The organism is Actinoplanes sp. CA-030573 (assembly GCF_050951115.1).
In the GTDB taxonomy this organism is placed as follows: Bacteria; Actinomycetota; Actinomycetes; order Mycobacteriales; family Micromonosporaceae; genus Actinoplanes.
On sequence record NZ_CP192038.1, the window covers coordinates 1,613,044 to 1,632,551 of the forward strand.

Below are 19,508 nucleotides of genomic sequence, written 5' to 3' on the forward strand. Positions count from 1 at the left end.
CGGATGTGGTGCCGACCTGGCCCGACGACGTCGATCTCGATCCGTTGCCGGAGTCGGTGGAGCTGCCGATTCCGGTCGAGCCGGCGCCGCCGCCCGAGCCCGACCCGCCGGCCGCTCCCGGCTCGGAGACGACCGGTGGCTTTCGTCCCGGCACGCCGTGGGCCTCGCCACCCGCGGCGGTTGCCGAAGGCGACTGCGAGCCGACACCGGCCCCGCCCACCGACCCCTCACCCCCGGGAGAAGCCATGGATCAGCGTTCGACGTCACCGCTGCGACCGGCCGGCCCGGAGCATCGTCCGCTGCCGCCACCGGCGTGGGTCCTGCCCGAGGAGCCGGATCCTTATCCGTACCACGAGTCTTATCTGGAGGAGCCCGAACCGGTCCTCAGTGGTGCGGGCGCGTTCGGCGGAGAGCCGCCCCCGGAGAACGGCCGGCGCTTCGGGCTGAGCGCGTTCGATCCGGGCCGCCGCGGGGTGAAGGCGCTGGCCGCGGTGGCCGCCGCGGTGGTGCTGATCGCCGCGTTGCTGGCCTGGCGGTCGCGGCCGCACATCGACACGGTGGCGCCGCCGTCGTTCGGGACCACCGAGCCGGCGCCGGCGTCGGCCGATCGGAGAATCGCGAGCCCGGCGGCGTCCGAGCTGGTGGTCGCGGTGGGCGGCAAGGTTCGCAAGCCCGGGCTCGTACGCCTGCCGCCCGGCGCCCGCGTGGCCGACGCGCTGACGGCGGCGGGCGGTCCCGATCCCGGCGTCGACGTGGCCCTGCTCAATCTCGCGCGAAAGGTGGTCGACGGTGAGCTGATCATGGTCGGGGTCACGCCACCGCCGGGCCAGGCGCCGCCCACCGGTTCCGCCGGTGGGGCCGCGGCCGGGCCGGCCGGCGGCCTCGTCAACCTGAACACGGCCACGCTGACCGACCTCGACGGACTGCCCGGCGTCGGTCCGGTCCTGGCGCAGCGGATTCTCGACGCTCGCGACGCGCAGGGCGGCTTCCGGGCGGTGACCGACCTGCGCAAGGTCGACGGCATCGGCGACGCGCGGTACGAGCAGCTGAAAGACCTGGTGACGGTGTGAGCGAGCGGGCGCCGGACCTGCGTCTGGCCGGGTTCGCCGTGGCGGCCTGGCTGGCGGCGCTGGCGGCTCTCCACCTCACGGCCCGGCCGGCGCTGCTGCTCGGTGCGGGGTTGCTCGGCTGCGCGGCGCCGGTGGTCCTTCTGGCGCGGGCGCGACCGGATCTGGGCGCGGCGGGCTGGATCGCGGTGGCGGTCCTGCTGGGCGCGGGGTCCGGGGCGGCGATGACCGGGGCGCGGCTGACGATCCGGGAGGCCGGGCCGCTGGTCGCGCTGGTGCGGGCCGGTCATCCCGTACGGGTGGAGGCTGTCGTCCGTGACGACCCGCGTGCTCTGCGCGGGTCGCCCGGCCGGCCGCCGACCTACCTCGTGCCCGTTGAGCTGCGCAAAGTCGGCGCCGTGGATGCTCCGCCGCTGACCCTGTCGGCGCGCGCCGTTGTCCTGGGCAGCGACTCCGGCTGGAAGGGGCTGCTTCCGGGACAGCGGGTGATCGCCCGTGGCCGGCTGATGCCACCGCTTCCCGGCGATCTGCGGGCCGCGGCCGTGTCGGTGAAGGACCCGCCCGAGCTGGTCGGGCGGCCGCCCTGGGTGCAGCGTGCCGCCGGGGTGCTGCGTGCCGGGCTGCAACGTGCCTGCGAGCCGTTGCCCGACGACGCCGGCGGGCTGCTGCCGGGGCTGGTCGTGGGCGACACGAGCCGGCTCGACCCGGCGCTGGGCGACGACTTCCGGACGACCGGCATGACGCATCTCATGGCGGTCTCCGGGGCGAACGTCGCCATCGTGCTGGGCGTCGTGCTGTTCGCGATGAAGTGGACCCGGGCCGGGCCGGTGGTGCGGGCGTCGGTATGTGCCGTCGTGCTGCTCGGCTTCGTGATCCTGGCCCGGCCGTCGCCGAGCGTCGTGCGGGCGGCGGCGATGGGCGCGATCGGGCTGATCGGCCTGCCCTCCGGGCGGCCGCGGGCGGCGCTGCCGGCGCTGGCGGCCGGGGTGGCGGCGCTCATCCTGTACGACCCGGAGCTGGCGGCCGACCCGGGGTTCGCGCTGTCCGTGCTCGCGACGGCCGGGCTGCTCCTGCTGGCGCCGCCGTGGCGGGACGCGCTCCGCCGCCGGGGATGGCCGCCGGGCGCGGCCGAGGCGCTGGCCGTTCCGGCGGCCGCCCAGGTCGCCTGCGGCCCGGTCGTGGCCGGGCTGTCCGGGACGCTGAGCATCGTGGCGATCCCGGCGAATCTCGTGGTCGTGCCCGCGATCGCACCGGCCACCCTGCTCGGTGTCGGCGCCGCGCTGATCTCGCCGGTGTGGCCGGCCGGCGCCGGGTTCATGGCTTGGCTGGCGCACTGGCCGGCGAAGTGGCTGGTGCTGGTCGCGACCTACGGCGCCCGGGTGCCGGCGGGAGCGCTGCCGTGGCCGGGCGGAGTGTGGGGCGCACTGCTGCTCGCGGTCATCACCGTGGCGCTGCTGGTGGCGGCGCGGCGACCGCCGGCGCGGCGGCTCGTGCTGGTCGTGGCGCTGGCCGGGGTGCTGGGCGCGCTGCCGGTTCGGGTCATTGCCGCCGGCTGGCCGCCGAAGCACTGGATCGTGGTGGCGTGCGCGGTCGGGCAGGGCGACGCGATCGTGCTTCCGGCCGGGCCATCCCGGGCGGTCGTGATCGATGCCGGTCCGGAACCGGATCCGATCGACCACTGCCTGCGCCGGTTGCGGGTGCGCGAGGTGGTGCTGTTCGTGGTCAGCCATTTCCACGCCGATCACGTCGGCGGGGTGGCGGGGGTGTTCCGCGGGCGCGTCGTCCGGGCGGTCGTGGGGCCGGACTGGCCGGAGCCGCCGGCCGGGCGGGCCGCCGTGGAAGCCGCGGCCGGGGCGCAGAACGGACTGCGGCTGCACCCGGTCGGGCCGGGCTGGGCGTACTCGGTGGGCGGGTTGGGGCTGAGCGTGCTCGGGCCGTACGAGCCGCTGCACGGCACCAACTCCGATCCGAACAACAACTCACTGGTGCTGCGTGCCCGGGTCGCGGGCGAGACGGTGCTGCTGCCGGGGGACGCGGAGACCGAGGAGCAGGACGAGCTTCTCCGTCATCTGGGGCCGGCGGCGTTGCGGGCGGACGTGTTGAAGGTGGCACACCACGGGTCGAGCTATCAGGCGCCGGAGTTCCTCGACGCGATCGATCCGGCGGTGGCTCTCGTGTCGGTAGGGAAGGACAACGACTATGGGCATCCCAACGCGTCGCTGCTCGGGCGGCTTGCCCGGGGCGGGGCGCGGGTCATGCGTACGGACCAGCAGGGTGATCTCGCCGCGGTCGCGACCGGTCATGGTCTCGCGGTGGTGGCCCGCGGATCTCCGCCGGCGCACTGAGCGGCCAGAATGCGGGCATGGAGCGAGAGACGATCACGGCGGGCGATCTGGTTCTGCGGCCGTTCGTGGTGAACGACATCCCGTGGGTGCACGACGTGTCGCTGGACCCGGCGGTGCAGCGGTTCCTGCAGATTCCGCTGCCTTATCGGCGGTCCGACGCCGAGTTCTTCGTCCGGGAGATGGCGATCGCGGCGTGGGATCGGCGTCAGCGGGCCGAGTTCGTGGTGACGAGCGCCGGCGACGGCACGCGGCTGGGACGGGTCGGGCTGGGGCTGGACGGAAGCGGGGCGGCGCAGATCGGCTACTGGATGGATCCGGCGGCGCGCGGGCGTGGGGTTGCCACGGTGTCGGTGCGGGCGCTGTGCCGGTGGGCGTTCGATCGTCTCGCGCTCGGGCTGGTCGAGTGGCGGGCCGAGGTGGGCAATGTCGCGTCCCGGCGGGTCGCCGAGAAGGCGGGCTTCCGGCTGGAGGCGACGCTGCGGCAACGGCTGGTGCATCGCGGGGTGCGGGTGGATGCCTGGGTCGGCTCGATGCTGCCGTCGGAGCTGACATCGCCGCCTGCTCGGCCGACACGCCCGGCTTCGGGCGATTAGTTCCAGACGACGCCGGTCGATGCGACTCGCCGCGGCGGTGGTGGGCGGCTCGGAACATTCAGCCTGATCGAGCGACCCTCCGCAGACCGTTACATCCCGGGGCGCCGATATGTCTGCTTTCGCATTGCGTGATCGGCCTTCTGCGCGTAGGAGTGAGGCTCGCGGAAACGTCAGCCCCCCGTGCGACGATATTGAGCGTGAACACCGCACCACCTCCGGACCCGTTGTTGCTCGTCCTCGGCGACGAGGAGCTGCTCGCCGCCCGCGCGATCACCGCGGCGGTCGACGCGGCGCGGGCGTCCGATCCGGGCGCCGACGTCCGGGAGTACGAGGGTGGGGCGATCAGTGCCGGCGAGGTCGCCGAGATGCTGAGCCCGTCCCTGTTCGGCGGTCGCCGGGTGCTGGTGGTCCGCAGTGGACAGGATGCGCGGAAAGACCTGATCACGGCGCTGCTGGCGTACGCGAAGAATCCCGACCCCGACGTCACGCTGATCGTCGCGCACCTGGGCGGGGCCAAGGGCAAGGCGCTCGCCGACGGGCTGCGCTCGGCCGGCGCGACCGTGGTGGCCGCGGCCAAGCTCAAGGGCGACCGGGAGCGGATCGCGTTCGTCCGGGACGAGTTCCGGCGCAACGGCGGCCGGTGCGACGAGGCGGCGGCGTCCGCGCTGCTGGCCTCCGTCGGCAACGATCTGCGGGAGATCGCGGCGGCCTGCTCGCAGCTGCTCGCGGACACCGATGGCAAGGTCACCGAGGCCGTGGTGGCGCGTTATTACAAGGGCCGGGCCGAGGTGAGCGGCTTCACGGTCGCCGATGCCGCCATGATCGGTGACGTGCCGGGCGCGCTGGAGGCGCTGCGGTGGGCGCTGCACGTCGGCGTCGACCCGGTGCCCATCGCCGACGCGATCGCGGACGGTGTTCGTACGGTGGCCAAGGTCGCCGCCGCCGGCCGGGGTAACCCCTATCAGCTCGCGAGCACGCTCGGCATGCCGGCGTGGAAGATCCAGCGGGCCCAGGAACGCAGCCGCGGGTGGACGCCCGAGGGCCTGGTCGACGCGATGCGCGCGGCGGCCGACTGCAACGCGGCCGTCAAGGGTGGGGCCGAAGACCGGGGATACGCGCTCGAGCAGGCCGTCTTCGCCGTCGCTGCGGCGCGCCGGGGAGTGGCGGCGCGATGAGCGGGCGCAGCGAGGAGGCGCACCGGCCGCTGTACGCTCGAGTGCTGCGGCTCCGGCACGTCGCGCCCAGTGGGTTCCTGTGCTTCGTGTTCCTGGAGGGCAGCGTCGCGCTGGGGGCGCTGCTGGCGCTGGCCGAGCTGGTCAGCTGGTGGGGCGTGATCGTCCTGCCCATGACCGTGGCGCTGATGGTCAAGCTGAACGACCTCGTCGCCGGTGCGTTGATGCCGCGGGCCGGGTCGGCCGGAGGGGCAGCGATGGCGGCGGGGCCGGCTGGGCGGGCGACGACGGCAGCCGCTGGGTGGGCTGCGACGTCGGGCCGATCCGCCGGCCGAGCGGCGACGCCGGGCGGGTCCGCCGGGTGGGCGCCGGGCGGGTTGGTCGGGCATCCGGCGACGCCGGGTGGGGTGGCGGGGCGGGCCGAGGTCTTGCGGCCGGCCGCGGCTGGTGCGCCACCGATGCGGGTCGCCGAGGAGGCGACGACGAGGCTGCCCGGCGTGATCAAACGAGACCGGGGCGGCCCGGTGATGCGGCCGTGGGCGGAGCAGGCCGAGGCGCAGCAGCAGAGGGTCCGCCAGTCGGCGATGCGTCGCTACGAGTGACGCTTGCGAAGCCGGTCGGGAACGCGCGGTCAGCCGGGTGCGAAGCCTGGCGGGCGCGCGCCGCCGATCCGCTCGACGCTGGCCGACCGTGACGCCGGCCGACTCCTGCGACGGCAATCGTGATGTGCGGCCGGGCCGTGTGACCCCGGCCGAGCCCTGCCACGCCTGTCTTGACTGTGGGGCCGACCCGGGTGACCGTGGCGAATCTCCTGAGAGAAACGACGCGGGCACCGCCTCGGGCCCTGTGGAAGGCCCGGCGATGCCCGGGTGTGGTCGTCGATGACCGGCTCGCACGTTGCGAGCTGTGGCGCGGCCGCCTCCGTGCTGCCGCGCCGGAGCCTGACGGATCAGGCCGACAGCGCGGCGACCCGCTTGGCGATGGCCGACTTGCGGTTGGCCGCCTGGTTCTTGTGGATGACGCCCTTGCTGACAGCCTTGTCGAGCTGACGCGAGGCGTCACGCAGCAGAGCGGTGGCCGTCTCGGTGTTGCCCGCCTCGCTCGCCTCGTTGAGCTTGCGAATCACGGTCTTCAGCGACGACTTGACCGACTTGTTGCGCAGCCGGGCCTTCTCGTTCTGCCGGTTGCGCTTGATCTGGGACTTGATGTTCGCCACGCGACAGCCTTGTCCTGACTAGGTTCGGAAACTGGTCTCAAGCGCGGTGGTCACCGCGGTCGGTCACCCTCGAGCGACCGGCTGCCGGAGCAGCGAACAGCGGCGCGTCACCACACGCGAGGAACCAGACTACCAGCACCCCCGCGACCCGCCAAAACGGCCATCGGGTGGTCGTGGAGCCTCCGCCAGCTGGGGTCGGCTTGCTCGCCGGGCACAGGTGCTCGGCGGCCGAGGTCGAACACTCGCGCGCCGAGGTCGAATACTCGCGCCGAGGTCGAACACTCGCCGGCCGAGGTTGAACACTAGGCGGCCGAGGTCGAACACTCGGCGCGGACGCTCGGCGAGCCGATCTTGCTCACCAGCCGCGGCGTTCGGCCAGCCAGCGCAGCGCCTGCTCGCCGCTGAAACGCTGGTGCTGACGGCCGTGCGGGGAGGCGCTGCTGGGGCCGGCGGCGGCGCGAACCAGCCAATATCCGGCAAGTGCCGCCAAAGCCCCGTCCACCCCCTCCGCGGGAGCGTTCCACGGGTCGAGGAGGGCGTCGGCGTCCAGGCCGCTCGCATAGGCGGTCACCAGCAGCGTGACGGTGTCGAACCAGGGGGCGCCCAGGCACGGCCAGGTCCAGTCGCAGAGCCACGCGCGGCCGGAACGATCGATCATGACGTTGTCCAGGCGCAGGTCGCCGTGCATCATCCGGGTTCCGCCGGCGACGTCGGGCAGGGCTTCCTCGAGGGCGGCGAGCTCACGGAGGCGTACGGGCGCGAGGGTGTTTTGTGCCGTTGTGGGCATTGGCTGGTGGGCGGCCGCCATGCGCGACCACCAGGACATCTCGTGGCGGAGGATGTCCGGCAAAGCGGGCATACCGATCGCGAGTAGCTCGGGCGAGGGATCTTGCAGGGCCTCGGCGGCCGTCGACCAGGCGGAAAGGGTCGCGTCGAGCTCGGCGGGCGACCACGGCAGAGAGGGCATGTGGCCGTCCACGGCATCCAGACATAGGGCGAAAAAGCCGGAATCGACCAGCGTCCACCGAGGGCGGGGTGCGCGGACGGAATCGGGCAATGCCGAGGTCAGGGCGGCCTCTCGCGCGTACCACTCGGAGGTGGGGTCGGTGAGCGGTGCGGCCTTGACAAATACCCGCAAGCCCTCCGAAGTCGTGAGAATCGCGGCGAAGGCGCGGGTGAAGCCGCCGCCGGCGCTCTGCGCCCGGACGATCGGAGCGCCGATACGGACGGCGATGGCTTCCCGCAGCGCTTCCGGCAAATCCGACCAATCCGGGCGTACGGCGGTGGCAGCATACGAAACTTCGGGCAGTGAGATCGGCCGCACCCGACCATCTTGCCGTCCCCGATTTTGTCGTACCCCCCTGGCAGGATTCCGGCCATGAGAACCGACGACTTCTGGGCCGTCATCGGCCGGGCGACCGCCGATCGGCCCGCCTCCCCGGGCGAGGTGGCCAAACGCGCCGCCGCCGACCTGGCCACCCGTGACCCGGAAGAGATCGTCGCCTGGGCCCGGCACCTCGACAAGGTCATGGCCGCCTCGGGGACGCAGGACCTGTGGGCGGCGGCCTATCTGATCAACGGCGGGTGTTCCGAGGAGGGGTTCGACAGCTTCCGGGGCTGGCTGATCGCGCACGGGCGGGAGGCCGTGGCGCGGTCGGTGAAATCGCCCGATTCCCTGGCCGACGTGCCGGCGGTGCGGGCCGCGGCGGAAAACGGCGCGGTCTTCGAGGCGGAGGAGGTGCTGTCAATCGCGGAGGACGCTTACCGGCAGGCCACCGGGTCGCAGATGCCGCTCGGGGAGAAACCGGTGACCAGGCCCGATGCGGCCGATCTGTGGGACTTCGACAACGAGGAGGAGATGCAGAGGCGGTTGCCGCGGTTGTCGGCGCTGTTCCTCGAGCCGCCGGAGTGACCGGACGTGGCGACCAGGGCGTGGGAAACGGGGTCGAGCGCGGGGGAGGGCTCGGGGCAGACTCGGGCGCATGGAGGCCGAACAGGGGACCGTCGCGGCGGTCAGTTGTAACGACACCTATGCGTTCACGAAGCCGGTGCGGGACGAGATCGTTCTGATCGCCGGAGTCGGAGTGGCGGGCGACGTGCATGCGGGTGTGCACGTGAAGCATCGAGGCCGGGTGCGGGCCGACGCGAAGCAGCCCAACTTCCGGCAGGTGCACCTGATTCAGCAGGAGTTGTTCGCGGAGGTCGGCGCCAAGGGATACGCGGTCGCGGCGGGCAATCTCGGGGAGAACGTCACGACGAGCGGCATTGATCTGCTCGCGTTGCCGGTGGGGACGATTCTGCGGTTCGGTTCGGCGGAGAGGGCCGGCGGCGCGGAGTTCGCCGGGGGGAGCGCGGTAGGCGGGCACGAGCCCGCGGCGGAGGCGGGCGCGGCAGCGGAGGCGGGCGCGGCAGCGGAGACCGGCGCGGCAGCGGAGGCGTGGGGCGCTGCGAGGGCGAGCGCGGCTGCGGCGACGAATTCGACAGCGGCCGGTGACGGGCTGGGCGACGCTGCCGGTGAGGGCCTGCACGGCGCCCGGGGGTCGCTGACCGCTGTGCTCGAAGTGGCGGCTGCGGCTGAGCTTGATGCGGCTACCGCGGCCTCGGCGGTGGCGCTCGCGGCGGCGGCGGGGCGCGATCGGGGGGACGACCCGCGGCCGGCGGTGGTGCTGGCGGGGCTTCGGAATCCGTGTGCGCAGATCAACGTGTTCCGGGACGGGCTGCTCAAGGAGGTCGTCGGGCGGGGTGCGGACGGCGGCGTCGTCTACAAGGCGGGTGTGATGGCCGTTGTGCTGCGTGGTGGGGCCGTCCGGGCCGGTGACGTGGTCTGTGCCGAACTGCCGCCGGGTCCGCGTGCGCCGCTTCAACGGGTGTGATCGGGGCTCCCGGCGCGGGCGTGGGACGATAGAACGCGCCGGCCTTCGCCGGTGACCTCTGACTCGGCTGCCGCCGGGCTCAGTTATGCCGGCATCACCGCCGGCGCCGCTCAGCTTGAGAAGAACGGACGATCGTGCCTGGACCGCTCGACCCTGGTGTGAATGTGATCGGGAATACCGACCCGAGTCGCATCCGCAACTTCTGCATCATCGCCCACATCGACCACGGCAAGTCGACGCTGGCCGACCGGATGCTGCAGATCACCGGGGTGGTCGACCCGCGTCAGATGCGCGCTCAGTACCTCGACCGCATGGACATCGAGCGCGAGCGTGGCATCACCATCAAGTCGCAGGCCGTGCGCATGCCCTGGGTGGTGCGGGACGGGGAGCAGCGGGGCGAGTCGGCCGTCCTCAACATGATCGACACCCCGGGGCACGTCGACTTCACGTACGAGGTCTCGCGCAGTCTCGCCGCCTGTGAAGGGGCGATCCTGCTCGTCGACGCGGCGCAGGGCATCGAGGCGCAGACGCTCGCGAACCTGTACCTGGCGATGGAGAACGACCTCCACATCATCCCGGTGCTCAACAAGATCGACCTGCCGGCGGCGCAGCCCGAGAAGTACGCCGAGGAGCTGGCCAAGCTGATCGGCGTCGAGCCCTCGGACGTGCTGCGGGTCTCCGGCAAGACCGGCGCCGGCGTGGAGCACCTGCTCGACGAGATCGTCCGGCAGTTCCAGCCGCCGGTCGGGGACGCCCAGGCGCCGGCCCGGGCGATGATCTTCGACTCGGTGTACGACGTCTACCGGGGCGTGGTCACCTATGTCCGCGTCGTCGACGGCCGGATCGAGGCGCGGGACCGGATCAAGATGATGTCCACCGGGGCGGTGCACGAGCTGCTCGAGATCGGCGTCGTCTCGCCCGAGATGGAGAAGGCCGGCGCGCTCGGCGTGGGCGAGGTGGGTTACCTGATCACCGGCGTGAAGGACGTCCGCCAGTCCCGGGTCGGCGACACCGTCACCGGCAACGTCCGGCCCGCCACCGAGCCGCTGGGCGGCTACAAGGACCCCAAGCCGATGGTCTACTCCGGCCTCTACCCGATCGACGGCTCGGACTACCCGGCGCTGCGTGACGCGCTCGACAAGCTCAAGCTCAACGACGCCGCGCTGGTGTACGAGCCGGAGACGTCGGCGGCGCTCGGCTTCGGGTTCCGCGTCGGCTACCTCGGCCTGCTGCACCTGGAGATCATCGGCGAGCGGCTCGAGCGCGAGTTCAACCTCGACCTGATCTCCACCGCGCCGAACGTGGTCTACCGCGTCTTCACCGAGGACGCGGAGGAGAAGATCGTCACCAACCCCAGCGAGTTCCCGAACGGGAAGATCGCCGAGATCCACGAGCCGGTCGTGCGGGCCACCGTGCTGGTGCCCAACGAGTACGTCGGCGCGGTCATGGAGCTGTGCCAGAGCCGTCGCGGCAGCCTGCTCGGCATGGAGTACCTGTCCAGCGAGCGGGTCGAGCTGCGCTACACGCTGCCCCTGGCCGAGATCATCTTCGACTTCTTCGACCAGCTGAAGAGCAAGACCAAGGGGTACGCGTCACTCGACTACGAGCCCTCCGGGGAGCAGGTCGCGGACCTGGTCAAGGTCGACATCCTGCTGCACGGCGAGCCGGTCGACGCGTTCAGCGCGATCGTGCACAAGGACAAGGCGTACAACTACGGCGTCACCATCGCCGGCAAGCTGCAGAAGCTCATCCCGCGGCAGCAGTTCGAGGTGCCGATCCAGGCCGCGATCGGCAGCCGGATCATCGCGCGCGAGACGATCCGGGCGATCCGCAAGGACGTGCTGGCCAAGTGCTACGGCGGTGACATCACCCGTAAGCGCAAGCTGCTCGAGAAGCAGAAAGAGGGCAAGAAGCGGATGAAGATGGTCGGCCGGGTGGAGGTGCCGCAGGAGGCCTTCATCGCCGCACTGTCAACATCCGACTCGGTGGACACCAAGGGAACCAACAAAAAATAAGCGGTTTGGTTTCTGCGGTACTCGGGAAATCTGGGGCTCGACGGACGCAACGGATGCTCCACCCCCGAGGAGGGACCTCATGACTGTCACCGGAATCATCACCGCCCTTATCGTCGGTCTGATCATCGGTGCGCTGGGCCGCCTGGTCGTGCCCGGCAAGCAGAACATCCCGATCTGGCTGACCATGGTCATCGGTATCGTGGCCGCTCTGCTCGGCACGGTTCTGGCCCGGGCCTTCGGCGTTGCCGACACCAAGGGCTTCGACTGGATCGAGCTGGCCTTCCAGGTGGTTCTGGCCGCGGTCGGTGTCGCGCTGGTCGCCGGCATCGGCAGCCGCCGCCGCCTCACCCGCTGACGCGGGCGGCTCGCCTCAGCAACGAGCTGAGGCGAGCCGTCAACGGCGGAACAAAGCAATTTCCCCCAGTGCGGATAGCACATAGGCGCCGGGCCTGGTTCAGGCCCGGCGCTTTCATGTGTGTCAATGTCCACGGGAAAGCGACAAGGCAAAGTGGGAAAGGGCCGCGGGAGCGTGGCGGCGGTCAGTACCGGAACTTGTGCTGGGCGCTGCGGCGGTTCACCCAGGCGGGCAGCTCGTCGACGTGGTCGCGGTGGGGGAGCCGGTCGACCGGGTCGTCCGGGCCGGCCACGCTGTGCAGCGTGAGGACGTAGCCGCGGACCAGCCGGTCCTCGCGCAGGTCGCGGTAGGTCGCCTGGATCAGGATCTGGGACTCGTCGGAGCGGCGGAGCGAGCAGAACAGCGTGCCGTCGCCGGCCGACTGGAACGCCCGGCGGACCTGGTCCCGGTCGTCGGGGTGAACCAGGTCGCCGAGCGTCGCGAGGGGCGAGAGCGGATCCTCTCCGAGCAGCTCGTGCACGGCCGGGCTCGCGTACCGGATGCGCTGGTCGTCGTCGATCACCAGCATGAGCTCGGCTGTGTTTCCGATCACGGTCCGCAGGTACTGGTCGCTGTCGCGGCGGCCGACCGCCTCGACCAGGCTGATCCGGTCGAGAGCGAGCGCCGCCTGGCCGGCCAGCACCTCCAGAGCGTCGCGCGTCGCCGTCAGCACCTCGCGGCGGGCGGTCAGGATCAGCGCGCCCCCGCTGGGCCGGGCCACCGACATCGGCTCCAGCCACAACGGGCAGACCAGGGTGGTCTCGTACGGGTCGGAGCCGACCAGCCAGCTGCGCTCGTGCGGAGGGGACGCCGACGCCGGGGGCACGCCGGCGCCGTCGACGGTGAACACGACCCGCGCCGGCCGGCCCGGCATCAGCTGAGCGACGGCCGCGTGCACCGCCTCCTCGACGGCGGGCGGGTCGGCCGCCGCGACCAGCGCCCCGCTGGCCGTGCGCAGCGCCCGCTCGCGGCTCGCCGCCTGGCTGTTCTGCAGGATCGAGTCGGACAGCCGGGTGATGGCCATCAGCAGCGTCAGCGCCCCGGCCACCGCGATCACCACGCCGTCGCGGACCGTGCCGCTGAGCGCTTCGATCAGCAGCACCACGGGCGGGGTCGCGACCGCGGCGCCGAGCAGCGCCGCCCATCGTCCGCGCCATGGCGTCGGCCGCGGTGACATCGGCAGCGTCAGGTGGGTCATCGACGGGTGGAGGGCGGCCAGGCCCCACGTGACATAGAGGACGATGTAGCCGGCCTCGGTGACCGGGCCCGGCGACAGCGGATAGACGACGTCGCTGACCAGCATGCCCACCGCGCCCGCCAGCAGCAGGCTCGCCGCGATGTTGCGCCCGGCCGCGAAGACCAGGCGGGCGGCGACCCCGGTCAGGAGCAGGTCGCCGATCACGTCGGCGGCCGAGATCTTGCCGATCTGGCCGCTGCCGCCGATCACGAACACCCAGACGACCAGCAGCGTCGAGCAGGCGAAGGCGAGCAGGTCGATCAGGCGGGCGCGGTCGACCAGCAGCGAGCCGCCCCGGGTGAACTGCAGCAGCGCGCCGGCGACCAGCACGAACATCGCGAGGTAGCAGGCGTCGGCGGCCGACATCGCGTCGAGCGCGTAGAAGATGTCGCCGATCGCCAGCGACGCGATCGATCCGGCCAGCAGCAGCCACGGCAGCAATCGGGTGGGACGGTGCCATCGGACACCGGCGATGATCGCCACAAAGCTCGCCGCACCCAGCAGGATCCATTCGATCGCCCTCGACACGTTCTACTTCGTACCAGGGCGGTAGCTGTCTGTCCACGGCGATATATACGCTGCGCTATCACCGAGAGCAATCAGAAACTGGGAGCGTTCCCGATCGTCCGGATCGGACTTTGCCGACGTCAGCTGAACACTTGGGCGATGACCTGGCGCTCGTCGGCACCCGTGTCGGCGGTTACCGGCTGCCACTTCCCGTCGGGGGCGCGCCATTCGAGATCGGCGAAACGTACCCGTTCGAGGCCGGTGTCGGAAGCGTGCGAAACGAGCCAATGCGCGTACCGCCAGCCGGTGCTCGCATCGGAGACCGCGACCGTCAGACCCGCCGCCTGGGCCGCGGCCGGCGTCTTGGCCAGGCCCTTGCCCCAATCCCGTTTCAGGCCCTCCATCAGCGCCGCCGCCGCGGCCGCGCCCCGCAGCACCGGCGACCCGGTCACCGTGCAGGCGACGGCGCCGGTGGCCCGGCCGGTCAGCGCGCGCGCCAGCACCGCCGACTCGTCGGCCCATTTCTCGTACGCGTTGGGATAGGCCGAGCGTTGCACCTTCTGCGCGGCGTCGGTGACCCGCATCTTCTGCCAGCCCTTGACCTTCTTGAGGGCGGAGTAGAACTTGTCGGCGGCGTAGCGCGGGTCCTGGATCTTCTCCGGCGTGCCCCACCCCTGGCTCGGGCGCTGCTGGAAGAGCCCGATCGAGTCGCGGTCGCCGTCCTCGAGGTTCTCCAGCTTGGACTCCTGCAGCGCGGTGGCCAGCGCGACGACGACCGCCCGCTCCGGCATGCCGCGCCGGATGCCGACCGCCGTGATCGTCGCGGCATTGGCCATCTGCACGGTGTCGAGCGTGACCTCGCCGTCGGCGCGAACCGTGCACTCGGGCCCGATCGCCGGCAGCGGGATCTTCCCGTCCATGCCGCGCACGGCGATCACGATCCCCAGCGTCCCGACGAGGGCGAGCACCGCGAGCACCGCCACCGGTGTCTTGCGCACTCACACCTCCCGGGCGACCCTCGCGGACTCAGGCAACAAGGGTAATCAACGAGGGCGAGACCGAGCTGTTACCGGCGGCCTTCTCAGCGTGTTCCCAGGGGTACCCAGGCCGCCGGCCGCTTCTCGCGGAACGCGGTGACGCCCTCGACGCCCTCGGCCGACCGGAAGTAGCCGCCCGAGCGCTCGGCGAGATCGGCCAGGTCGGCCCGGATCGACGGGCCCGGGGTGCGGCGCAGCAGCTGCTTGGCGCCGGCCAGGGCCAGCGGTCCGCCGCGGACCAGGGCGTCGCAGTAGGCGGCGACGGTCGCGTCCAGGCCTTCGGCCGAGACCGACTTCGTGACCAGGCCGACCTCCTGGGCCCGCGGGCCGTCGAAGACGTCGCCGGTCAGGTAGAGATCGGCGGCGGCGCGCGGGGCCAGGCGGGGCAGGACGGTGGCGCTGATCACGGCCGGGATGACGCCCAGCCGCACCTCGGAGAAGGCGAACGTCGCCTCGTGCACGCAGACCGCGATGTCGGCCGCGGCGATCAGGCCCAGGCCGCCGGCCCGGGCCGGACCGGCCACCCGGCAGACGACCGGCTTCGGGAACTCCCACAGCGCGGCCAGGACGTCGGCCAGCTTCTCGGCCGGGACCCGGCCCGCGGCGCGCGCCTCGGCGGTCTCCTTGAGGTCGGCGCCCGAGCAGAAGACCGGGCCGGTGTGCGAGAGGACGACCACGCGCACGGCCGGGTCGGTGAGCGCGGCCGACAAGGCTTCGAGCAGCTCGGTCATCAGCGGCGTGGAGAGGGCGTTGCGGTTGGCCGGGCTGTCCAGGGTCACGGTGGTCACCCCGGCGTCGGTGGCGGTACGGACCAGATCCATGGCGAGACCTTAACGGGGTGCGTGCACACTTGACGGATGGCCGGCGCACTTCCCGATGGCGATCCCGTACCCGAGGACGGATCGCTTCCCCCCGAGGCGGCGGCCGCTGCCGGAAAGAACGGATTCGCGGTGTACGTGCATGTGCCGTTCTGTGCCAGCCGGTGCGGCTACTGCGACTTCAACACCTATACGGCCAGTGAGCTCGGCGGCGGGGTCAGTCGCGAGGGCTACGCCGAGACGGTGCTGTCCGAGCTGCGGCTCGCGCGGAACGCGATAAGCCCGCAGCGGGTCGACACCGTCTTCGTCGGGGGCGGCACCCCGACCCTGCTCAGCGCCGACGACCTGGGCCGCGTCCTCGAGGGCATCGACAAGACCTGGGGGCTCGCGCCGGACGCCGAGATCACGACCGAGGCCAACCCGGAGTCGGTCGACCCGGACTATCTGCGCCGGCTGCGCCGCAACGGCTTCACCCGGATCAGCCTCGGCATGCAGTCGTCCAGCCCGGCCGTCCTGAAGATCCTGGACCGGCGGCACACGGCGGGGCGGGCGCCGCAGGCGGCCCGGGAGGCGCGCGAGGCCGGCTTCGAGCACGTGAACCTCGACCTGATCTACGGGACGCCGGGCGAGTCGGCGGATGACTTCGCCGAGTCGCTCCGCACGGTGATCGACGCCGGTGTCGACCACGTCAGCGCGTACGCCCTGATCGTGGAGGACGGCACCCGGATGGCCGCCCGCATGCGCCGCGGCGAGCTGCCGTTCCCGTCCGACGACGTGGCCGCCGATCGCTATCTCGCGGCCGAGGCGGCCCTGACCGAGGCGGGTTTCGGCTGGTACGAGGTTTCCAACTGGGCCACCGGCGAGGACGCCCGCTGCCGGCACAACCTGCTCTACTGGACCGGCGCCGACTGGTGGGGGCTCGGGCCCGGCGCGCACAGCCATGTCGGCGGGGTGCGCTGGTGGAACGTCAAACACCCGGCGGCGTACGGAACGAGGCTCGCCGCCGGCGTCTCGTCCGGTCACGCGCGGGAGGTCCTCACCGAGGAGGACCGGCACGTGGAGGACGTCATGCTGCGGGTGCGGCTGCGCGAGGGGATCCCGCTCGCGCGGGTCGACCGGGCGGGCGCGAGACGGGCGCTCGACGACGGGCTGCTCGACCGCGAAGCGTACGCCCAAGGGCAGTTGATCTTGACCTTGCGCGGCCGCCTCCTGGCCGACGCCGTCGTCCGTGAGGTGGTGTGAAGCGCCGGGCCCCCGCCCCGGCGCCATCGACGCTTACTTGATGATCTGGACCGTCATCGGGTAGTTGTACGGCTCGTTGTTGCTCGCCTTGACGCCGGCGATGACGCCGAAGATGATCGCGATGAGCCAGGCCACCGGGCCGATGATGAAGCCGATGACCAGGCAGGTCGTCGCCCAGCCGACCAGCGCGATGATCGACCAGAGGATCTGGAAGTTCAGCGCCTTGACCGCCTCGGCCCGCACCACCGGCGACTGGTTGCCCCGGGCCAGCAGCACGATCAGCGGCACGATCCAGCCCGAGCAGCCACCACCGAGGAAGGCGCCGGCCGCGCCGCCGAAGTGGTTGATCAGGATCCAGTTCTTGTCGTCGAGGCCGGAGCCGGCCGGCGCCTGGTTGTAGCCGCCGTACTGCGGCGGCGGGTTGTAGCCACCGGCCGGCGGGGGGTTGTAGCCACCGGAGGGCGGAGGAGCGTAGCCTCCCGGCGGCGGGGGCGGCGAAGAGGGCGGTGTCGAACCGGAGGTCGGCTCGTTGGCCCCATATGGGTTGAACGGCGCGGTGGGGTCGTTGGACCCGCCTCCCGGGGCGGCGCCCTCACCGGGCGGGCGAGGTGGTTCAGTCATGGCTGACACCGTAGGACCGCAGCTCAATACGGTCGAGAGCGACATGCGGTCGGAGTCGATGAATAGACAGTTCACTCGATCATCGCGTTGCCGCCCGAGGCGACGTAGACTGGCACTCTGTCACGGGGAGTGCCAGCACGCTCGGAGGGAGGGGTCATGAGTCTGGATGACCGCAAGCTCGAGGTGCTGCGGGCGATCGTCGAGGACTACGTCGAGACCCAGGAGCCGGTCGGCAGCAAGGCCCTGGTCGAGCGGCACCAGCTCGGCGTCTCGCCGGCCACCGTGCGCAACGACATGGCCGTGCTGGAGGAGGAGGGCTACATCCGCCAGCCGCACACCAGCGCCGGCCGGGTGCCCACCGACGCGGGCTACCGCCTGTTCGTCGACCGCCTCTCCAAGGTCAAGCCGCTCAGCCCGGCCGAGCGCCGGGCGATCGAGCGCTTCCTGATCGGCGCCGTCGACCTCGACGACGTGGTGCACCGCACCGTGCGCCTGCTCGCCCAGCTGACCCGCCAGGTCGCGGTCGTGCAATATCCGTCGCTCGCCCGGTCCAGCGTCCGGCACCTCGAGCTCGTGCCGATCTCCACCACCCGGCTCATGCTCGTGATGATCGCCGACACCGGGCGGGTCGAGCAGCGGCTGGTCGAGCTGCCCGGGCCGGTCGCCGCCGACGACGTGACCGACCTGCGCCGCAAGGTCAACGAGAAGCTCGCCGGCCAGCGGCTGGCCGACACCCCGCCGCTCGTGCAGGGCCTGGTCGACGACTGTGCGCCCGGTCACCGCGGCACGATGGCGTGCCTGGCGAGCGTGCTGCTCGAGACCCTGGTCGAGCGCAGCGAGGAGCGTCTCATGCTCGCCGGAACGGCGAACTTGACACGGGGCGGTGTGCTGGACTTCCAGGGCACGTTGCGTCCCGTGCTCGAGGCGCTGGAGGAGGAGGTCATCCTGCTCAAGCTCATCGGTGACCTCGAGCCGAGCAAGACGCGGGTCCGGATCGGCGACGAGAACGAGATAGACAACCTGCGGTCGACGTCGGTGGTCAGCACCGGTTACGGACCGGGCGCGACTATCGTTGGTGGCCTCGGTGTGCTCGGCCCCACCCGGATGGATTACCCCGGCACCATCGCCACCGTCCGCGCGGTGGCACGCTACGTCGGCGACCTGCTGGCACAGAATTGAGGACTCCAAACCCCGTGGCCAAGGATTACTACGGCATTCTCGGCGTGAGCCGGGAGGCGACCGACGACGAGATCAAGCGCGCCTACCGGAAGCTGGCTCGGCAGTACCACCCGGACGTCAACCCCGATCCGGAGGCGCACGAGAAGTTCAAGGACATCAACGCGGCGTACGAGGTCCTCTCCGACGACCAGAAGCGGCAGATCGTCGACCTCGGCGGTGACCCGCTCGCGCCCGGTGGCGGCGCGGGCCCGGGTGGCGCCGGCGGTCCGGGCGGCCCGTTCGTCGGGTTCCAGGACATCATGGACGCCTTCTTCGGCACCGCCGCCGGCGGCGGGTCCCGGGGGCCGCGGCCGCGCACCCGGCCCGGCGCCGACGCGATCCTGCGGCTGGAGCTCGACCTGGTCGAGACGGCGTTCGGCGTCGAGGCCCCGATCACGGTCGACACGGCGGTGCTGTGCACCCAGTGCTCCGGGGCCGGCACCGCGCCCGGCACCCACCTGGCCACCTGCGAGACCTGTGGCGGCCGCGGCGAGGTGCAGAGCGTGCAGCGCACGTTCCTGGGCCAGGTCGTCTCGTCCCGTCCCTGCTCGACCTGCCAGGGCCACGGCACGATCATCCCGCACCCCTGCCCGACCTGCGCCGGCGACGGCCGGGTGCGTACCCGTCGCTCACTGACCGTGAAGATCCCGGCCGGCGTCGAGGACGGCATGCGCATCCGCCTGGCCCAGCAGGGCGAGGTCGGCCCGGGCGGCGGCACGGCCGGCGACCTGTACGTCGAGATCCACGAGCGGCCGCACGACGTCTACTCCCGCAAGGGCGACGACCTGCACTGCCGGGTGACCCTGCCGATGACGGCGGCGGCGCTCGGCACCCGCCTGACGATCAAGACGCTCGACAGCGAAGAGGCGATCGAGGTGAAGTCCGGCACCCAGCCGGCGTCGACGCTGCGCATCCGCGGCAAGGGCGTGCCGCACCTGCGGGGTCAGGGCCGGGGCGACCTCTTCGTGCATCTCGACGTGAAGACGCCGACCAAGCTGACCGCCGAGCAGGAGCGGATGCTGCGCGAGTTCGCCAAGACGCGCGGGGAAGACGTGGCCGAGCTGAGCAAGCAGGGCGGGTTCTTCAGCCGGATGCGGGACGCGTTCAACGGGCACTGACATGGTTCCCGGCGATGCCGGGAACCATGCCGTGG

The 19,508-nt window shown here is 72.0% G+C and carries 18 protein-coding genes; 12 read left to right on the forward strand and 6 right to left on the reverse strand.

All coding sequences use genetic code 11. The features are described 5' to 3' along the window. The first annotated feature begins 245 nt into the window (after positions 1–245). From ACQP2F_RS07465 to ACQP2F_RS07485, 5 genes are all read left to right on the forward strand, one after another. Positions 246–1,070: a helix-hairpin-helix domain-containing protein gene (locus ACQP2F_RS07465; protein ID WP_433307385.1), complete on the forward strand. Its 825-nt coding sequence runs from the start codon at positions 246–248 to the stop codon at positions 1,068–1,070. Then, the gene (locus ACQP2F_RS07470; RefSeq protein WP_433301905.1) at positions 1,067–3,412 is read left to right on the forward strand and encodes a ComEC/Rec2 family competence protein; all 2,346 of its coding nucleotides are present in this window, start codon (positions 1,067–1,069) and stop codon (positions 3,410–3,412) included. The genes ACQP2F_RS07465 and ACQP2F_RS07470 overlap by 4 nt, the downstream gene beginning before the upstream one ends. 17 nt (positions 3,413–3,429) lie before the next feature. Then, positions 3,430–4,005 carry a GNAT family N-acetyltransferase gene (locus ACQP2F_RS07475; RefSeq protein ID WP_433301907.1) on the forward strand — a complete coding sequence of 192 codons (576 nt, stop codon included), beginning with the start codon at positions 3,430–3,432 and terminating at the stop codon, positions 4,003–4,005. A gap of 197 nt (positions 4,006–4,202) precedes the next feature. Continuing rightward, complete coding sequence (gene holA / locus ACQP2F_RS07480) at positions 4,203–5,180, forward strand: DNA polymerase III subunit delta (protein WP_433301909.1); 978 nt, start codon at positions 4,203–4,205, stop codon at positions 5,178–5,180. Then, positions 5,177–5,779, forward strand: a complete 603-nt coding sequence (locus ACQP2F_RS07485; RefSeq protein ID WP_433301910.1) for a hypothetical protein — start codon at positions 5,177–5,179, stop codon at positions 5,777–5,779. The genes holA and ACQP2F_RS07485 overlap by 4 nt, the downstream gene beginning before the upstream one ends. A 347-nt stretch (positions 5,780–6,126) precedes the next feature. Here the strand turns inward: ACQP2F_RS07485 and rpsT are convergent, their stop codons facing one another. Together rpsT and ACQP2F_RS07495 are read right to left on the reverse strand one after the other, a co-directional pair. Further along, a complete protein-coding gene (gene rpsT, locus ACQP2F_RS07490) occupies positions 6,127–6,393 on the reverse strand; it encodes a 30S ribosomal protein S20 (RefSeq protein ID WP_433301911.1) in 267 nt (88 codons plus the stop codon). 355 nt (positions 6,394–6,748) lie between these two features. Further along, positions 6,749–7,717, reverse strand: coding sequence for a phosphotransferase family protein (locus tag ACQP2F_RS07495; protein ID WP_433301913.1), 969 nt, complete (start codon positions 7,715–7,717; stop codon positions 6,749–6,751). 54 nt (positions 7,718–7,771) lie between these two features. Between ACQP2F_RS07495 and ACQP2F_RS07500 the strand changes: the two genes are divergently transcribed. The 4 genes from ACQP2F_RS07500 to ACQP2F_RS07515 all read left to right on the forward strand — a co-directional run bounded on the left by ACQP2F_RS07500 (position 7,772) and on the right by ACQP2F_RS07515 (position 11,636). Beyond that, the gene (locus tag ACQP2F_RS07500; protein ID WP_433301915.1) at positions 7,772–8,305 is read left to right on the forward strand and encodes a DUF4240 domain-containing protein; all 534 of its coding nucleotides are present in this window, start codon (positions 7,772–7,774) and stop codon (positions 8,303–8,305) included. A gap of 70 nt (positions 8,306–8,375) precedes the next feature. Then, positions 8,376–9,266 carry an MOSC domain-containing protein gene (locus ACQP2F_RS07505; protein WP_433301917.1) on the forward strand — a complete coding sequence of 297 codons (891 nt, stop codon included), beginning with the start codon at positions 8,376–8,378 and terminating at the stop codon, positions 9,264–9,266. Positions 9,267–9,400: 134 nt separating this feature from the next. Next, positions 9,401–11,281: a translation elongation factor 4 gene (lepA, locus tag ACQP2F_RS07510; protein ID WP_433301920.1), complete on the forward strand. Its 1,881-nt coding sequence runs from the start codon at positions 9,401–9,403 to the stop codon at positions 11,279–11,281. A gap of 79 nt (positions 11,282–11,360) precedes the next feature. After that, the gene (locus ACQP2F_RS07515; protein WP_433301922.1) at positions 11,361–11,636 is read left to right on the forward strand and encodes a GlsB/YeaQ/YmgE family stress response membrane protein; all 276 of its coding nucleotides are present in this window, start codon (positions 11,361–11,363) and stop codon (positions 11,634–11,636) included. A 184-nt stretch (positions 11,637–11,820) separates the two neighbouring features. Here ACQP2F_RS07515 and ACQP2F_RS07520 read toward each other — a convergent pair whose 3' ends face one another. The 3 genes from ACQP2F_RS07520 to ACQP2F_RS07530 form a co-directional block, all read right to left on the reverse strand. Further along, complete coding sequence (locus ACQP2F_RS07520) at positions 11,821–13,440, reverse strand: PAS domain-containing protein (RefSeq protein ID WP_433301924.1); 1,620 nt, start codon at positions 13,438–13,440, stop codon at positions 11,821–11,823. Positions 13,441–13,559: 119 nt separating this feature from the next. After that, complete coding sequence (locus ACQP2F_RS07525) at positions 13,560–14,417, reverse strand: hypothetical protein (protein WP_433301925.1); 858 nt, start codon at positions 14,415–14,417, stop codon at positions 13,560–13,562. Positions 14,418–14,500: 83 nt separating this feature from the next. Next, positions 14,501–15,277, reverse strand: coding sequence for an enoyl-CoA hydratase-related protein (locus ACQP2F_RS07530; protein WP_433301927.1), 777 nt, complete (start codon positions 15,275–15,277; stop codon positions 14,501–14,503). 36 nt (positions 15,278–15,313) lie between these two features. Between ACQP2F_RS07530 and hemW the strand changes: the two genes are divergently transcribed. After that, positions 15,314–16,516: a radical SAM family heme chaperone HemW gene (hemW, locus tag ACQP2F_RS07535; RefSeq protein ID WP_433301929.1), complete on the forward strand. Its 1,203-nt coding sequence runs from the start codon at positions 15,314–15,316 to the stop codon at positions 16,514–16,516. Positions 16,517–16,549: 33 nt separating this feature from the next. On the opposite strand, the gene ACQP2F_RS07540 is transcribed toward hemW, so the two are convergent. Continuing rightward, positions 16,550–17,137 carry a DUF4870 domain-containing protein gene (locus ACQP2F_RS07540; protein WP_433301931.1) on the reverse strand — a complete coding sequence of 196 codons (588 nt, stop codon included), beginning with the start codon at positions 17,135–17,137 and terminating at the stop codon, positions 16,550–16,552. Positions 17,138–17,293: 156 nt separating this feature from the next. Here ACQP2F_RS07540 and hrcA point away from each other — a divergent pair, with 156 nt between their 5' ends. Continuing rightward, entirely contained in the window at positions 17,294–18,316 is a 1,023-nt protein-coding gene (hrcA, locus tag ACQP2F_RS07545) for a heat-inducible transcriptional repressor HrcA (RefSeq protein ID WP_433301933.1), read from the forward strand. A 14-nt stretch (positions 18,317–18,330) separates the two neighbouring features. Further along, a complete protein-coding gene (gene dnaJ, locus ACQP2F_RS07550) occupies positions 18,331–19,473 on the forward strand; it encodes a molecular chaperone DnaJ (RefSeq protein WP_433301935.1) in 1,143 nt (380 codons plus the stop codon). The last annotated feature ends 35 nt before the right edge of the window (positions 19,474–19,508 follow it).